The following is a 4,265-nucleotide window of genomic DNA, read 5'->3' as shown; positions in this document are numbered from 1 at the left end:
AAAGCAGTTTGCTTTCTAAAACCCTACGGGTTTTGCCCTCGCTCACTTTCTCACTTTCTCACTTTTTAACTTTCTCACTATCCAACCACTCAACCATTTTAACTTTTCTAACCAATATCCAACTCCCATTTGCCTATTATACTTGGTTTTTGTAAAGCAATATGCAGCTCATCCAAAAATCTATCTCTGCTTATTTCAACGGCACCCATTTTTTTTAGATGCTCGCTTGGAACCTGACAATCTATAAAATCAAATCCAAACTTTTTGGATATTTCACAAAGCTTAACAAGAGCCACCTTGCTAGCATTACTAACTTTGCTAAACATAGATTCGCCAAAAAAAGCAGCCCCAAGGCTCAATCCATAAAGTCCACCTACCAAAATATCGTCTTTATAGACTTCTATAGAGTGTGCAAAGCCCATATTATGAAGTTTTGTATAAACCTCAACAATTTCAGGAAGTATCCAGGTTCCCTCTTGATTTTTTCTTTTTATCTCTTTACAATTTTTTATAACTTCCAAAAAGTTTGAATCGATTTTTATTTCAAAAATCTCTTTTTTTATAACTTTTTTTAAACTTTTGGATATTTTTATATCTGAAGGATAAAGAACGAGTCTAGGATCTGGAGACCACCAAAGTATAGGATCGCCCTCGTTATACCAAGGAAAAATCCCTTTTTTATAGGCACTTAAGATTCTGTTTGGATCAAGATCTCCTCCAAAGGCCACAAGACCTTCTTTGGAGGAGTATCTAGGATCTGGAAAGATATGGGAGTATCTATCAATTTTTGGGACTAATATCTCTTTCATTTTATATTAAATATCAATTTATCTTTTTTATAGTCGACACTTACTTCACCGCCATTTTTTAATTTTCCAAAAAGTATCTCGTTTGTTAACGGAGTTTTAATCTCTTCGCTTATTACCCTAGCTAACGGTCTAGCTCCCAACTCTTGGCTATAACCTTTTTGTGCTAGATATTTTTTGCCCTATTTGTGAGTTTTATCGTAATATTTTTTGATGAGAGTTGAGCATTTAACTCGTTAATAAACTTATCCACTATACCCTCAACAATATCCATACTCAAAGGCTTAAATCTAATTATAGCATCAAGTCTATTTCTAAATTCAGGCGTAAAAAACTGCTTTAGGGCTTCGTCAAATTTGCTTATAGACTCTTTTTTAAAACCCATAACATTTGCTTCACTTGCACCAACGTTTGATGTCATTATCAAAATAACATGTTTAAAATCGGCTACGTTACCGTAATTGTCGGTTAAGGTAGCATTATCCATAACCTGTAAAAGAATATTTATAAGATCTGGATGGGCTTTTTCTATCTCGTCAAGCAACAATACCGTATAAGGATGTTTTCTAATTGTCTCAGTCAACAAACCTCCCTCTTCATATCCTACATATCCAGGAGGTGCGCCAATTAATCTTGATACCGCATGTTTTTCCATATATTCGCTCATATCAAATCTTTCAAAATGAACACCCAACGTTTTTGCCAACTCTTTAGCCAATTCTGTTTTACCAACCCCAGTTGGACCCACAAACAAAAATGATCCTATAGGTTTATCTGGAGGGTTTAATCCAGCTCTACTTCTTTTAATGGCCATAGATATCTGCTCGATAGCCTCTTTTTGCCCAAGAACGCCTTTTTCGAGCCTTGATTCTAAATCTTTTAATATCTCTATATCATCTTGTGTTACTCTCTGAGGAGGAAGATTTAGCATTTTTGATATAACATCTTCTATATCGTTTGAGGTAACCACGCTTCTTTTTCTCTTTCTCAAATGAAAGCTAGCTCCTACCTCATCTATCAAATCTATCGCTTTATCCGGTAATTGTCTATCGTTGATATATTTATCAGAAAGCTCTACAGCGCTTTTTAGAGCACTTATAGTATATTTGACTTTATGATGTTTTTCATATTTATCTTTTAAACCTTTTAATATTTTAAAACTTGTCTCAAGATCAGGCTCTTTTACATCAACTTTTGCAAATCTTCTGCTAAGTGCTCTATCTTTTTCTAAAAAATTTCTAAATTCAGAATATGTGGTAGCGCCTATGCATTTTATAGCTCCGCTTGCAAGAGCCGGCTTTAACAGGTTTGAAGCATCCATACTTCCGCCTTGCGTAGCTCCGGCACCCACTAGCGTATGAATCTCATCTATAAACACGATTGCGTTTTTTTTCTGTTTTAGCTCTTCTAAAACGCCTTTTAATCTTTTCTCAAAATCCCCTCTATATTTTGTTCCAGCAAGGAGTGAGCCCATATCCAAAGAGTAAAGTGTTGCTCCTTCTAAGACATCTGGGATCTCTTTGTTTGCAATTTTTAATGCAATTCCTTCGGCAATCGCCGTTTTACCAACACCTGGCTCACCCACCAATAAAGGATTGTTTTTTTTGCGCCTACAAAGGATTTGAATTACCCTCTCAATCTCTTTATCTCTGCCAATAACCGGATCTATTTTTCCTTTTTTTGCCTCTTTTACGAGATTTAGAGTAAATTTTCCAAGATAGGTCTCTTTCTCCTCTTCATCCTCTTTTTCTTCTGAAGAGATCTCAATTTCGGGATGAGATATCGCTTCTAATATATCAACTTTTTTAATTCCTTGCTCTTTAAGCAGATATACGCTATATGAATGTTCCTCATCAAAAAGCGCCGCAAGCAGATCTCCAACTGTTGCCTCTTTTTTCTCGGCACTTTGAATATGTCTTATCATATTTTCAATTACCCTTGATAGCGCAACCGTTTCAAAGGGTTCCCTTACAACGTCTGCAGGCAGAGGTTTTAAAGTATTTTTTAGATGCTGTTCTAACTTTTGTTTTAAAAGCTCAATATCTGCGCCTATTGTTTTTAAAATTCTCTGTCCCTCTTTATTTGATAAAAGTGCTAAAAATATATGTTCAACAGTTAAATATTCATGTCTGTTTTGTTTAGCCAATCTAACGGCCTCTTTAAAAATCGTATTTAATTCATTGCTTATCATCATAATTCCTCCATTATCGCCTTTAGCGGAAAATCGTTTGCACGGGCTCGTCTATGAACCTCATCGATCTTAGTTTCTGCTATTTCATACGTATATACTCCGCAAAGTCCTTTTCCGTTTTTATGAACTAAAAGCATTATTTGAACCGCTTCTTCATAACTTTTATGAAAAATATCGCATAAAATCTCTACTACAAAATCCATAGTAGTATAATCATCATTTAATAAAAACACTTTATATAATTTTGGCTCTTTTGTTTTTGTTATCTCTTTTGTCTCTATATCTTTTTTAACAGCCAATTTAAACCTCTTTTTAGTGTTTATGTAAATAAACCTATTTACTGCTAACTATTATAATAGCATACTTTTTTCTCTTTTGCCACTAAATTTTTTGTTACAATTATTAACAAATTTTAAAAAAGGCAAAATATGAGCAAAAGAGTTTTTATAACGGCTACAAACACCGGCATCGGCAAAACTTACACAACATTGTCTCTTCTAGAAGAGTGTAAAAGTTTGGGCATAAAAGCCGGAGTTTTTAAGCCTATTGAGACGGGGGTAGCCAGCAGTCCCGAAGATGGTACCAAACTTTTTAAAAAATGTCAAGAGTTTAATGAAAATTTTAGGAAATTTATGGTAGAGGATATTGTTCCTTATAGATTTGAGCTTCCTGCAGCCCCGTATGTAGCAAAAAAAGAGAAAAAAATAGATATTAACTTCCTCAAAAATAAGATAAAAATTTTAGAAAAAGAGTGCGATATCCTTTTTATTGAAGGGGCCGGAGGTTTAATGGTCCCTATAGAAAAAGATCTATTTATGATAGATCTAATAAATATCTTTGATGCAAAAGCTTTGCTTGTTACTCCAAGTAGACTCGGAGCAATAAATGATACACTATTATCTATTATGGCATTATCTAATAAAAATATAAAATTTCAATGGTGTGTTAATCTTTATGAAGATAAAGATAGTTTTTTTGAAATTACCTATCCTTTTTATAAAGACTATTTTGATGAAATATTTATTTTACAAAATGATAGAAAAAAGATATTGCAAAAGTTAGGTAATAAAAATTGAGAATTGGGAAATGGGAATTTGGAATTTGGAATTGGTAACTTTCATTTCTACTTTCTAACTTTCTCACTCTCTAACTACTCAACCATTTTAACTATTTTAACTTTTAAAACTAAACAAAACCACAAATCCTCGCTCGTTTTACTCGCTTGATTTGCTTCAAGGTAAACCAGCCGTTCGTATGCTCGTCACTAA

General features: G+C 33.7%; 3 protein-coding genes and 1 pseudogene. 1 reads left to right on the top strand and 3 read right to left on the bottom strand.

What is annotated here, in order from left to right:
* Positions 1-107: 107 nt before the first annotated feature.
* From aat to clpS, 3 genes and pseudogenes are all read right to left on the bottom strand, one after another.
* Positions 108-809: a leucyl/phenylalanyl-tRNA--protein transferase gene (gene aat / locus AC30RD_RS06775; protein WP_489493638.1), complete on the bottom strand. Its 702-nt coding sequence runs from the start codon at positions 807-809 to the stop codon at positions 108-110.
* Positions 806-2,997, bottom strand: a pseudogene (clpA, locus tag AC30RD_RS06770) (ATP-dependent Clp protease ATP-binding subunit ClpA). Before clpA ends, aat begins: the two are co-directional and overlap by 4 nt.
* Positions 2,997-3,296: an ATP-dependent Clp protease adapter ClpS gene (clpS, locus tag AC30RD_RS06765; RefSeq protein WP_489493636.1), complete on the bottom strand. Its 300-nt coding sequence runs from the start codon at positions 3,294-3,296 to the stop codon at positions 2,997-2,999. The pseudogene clpA and the gene clpS overlap by 1 nt, the downstream one beginning before the upstream one ends.
* 129 nt (positions 3,297-3,425) lie before the next feature.
* Between clpS and bioD the strand changes: the two genes are divergently transcribed.
* On the top strand, positions 3,426-4,073 hold the full coding sequence (gene bioD, locus AC30RD_RS06760) for a dethiobiotin synthase (protein ID WP_489493635.1): 648 nt from the start codon (positions 3,426-3,428) through the stop codon (positions 4,071-4,073).
* The last annotated feature ends 192 nt before the right edge of the window (positions 4,074-4,265 follow it).

This window comes from Nitrosophilus sp., from assembly GCF_982775275.1.
Note: the sequence above shows the minus strand (reverse complement) of the source record. Positions and strands in the feature narration are given on the sequence as shown.

Coding starts and splice junctions, on each gene's coding strand:
- aat (WP_489493638.1), bottom strand. CDS start 809: ATGAAAGAGATATTAGTCCCAAAAATTGATAGATACTCCCATATCTTT.
- bioD (WP_489493635.1), top strand. CDS start 3,426: ATGAGCAAAAGAGTTTTTATAACGGCTACAAACACCGGCATCGGCAAA.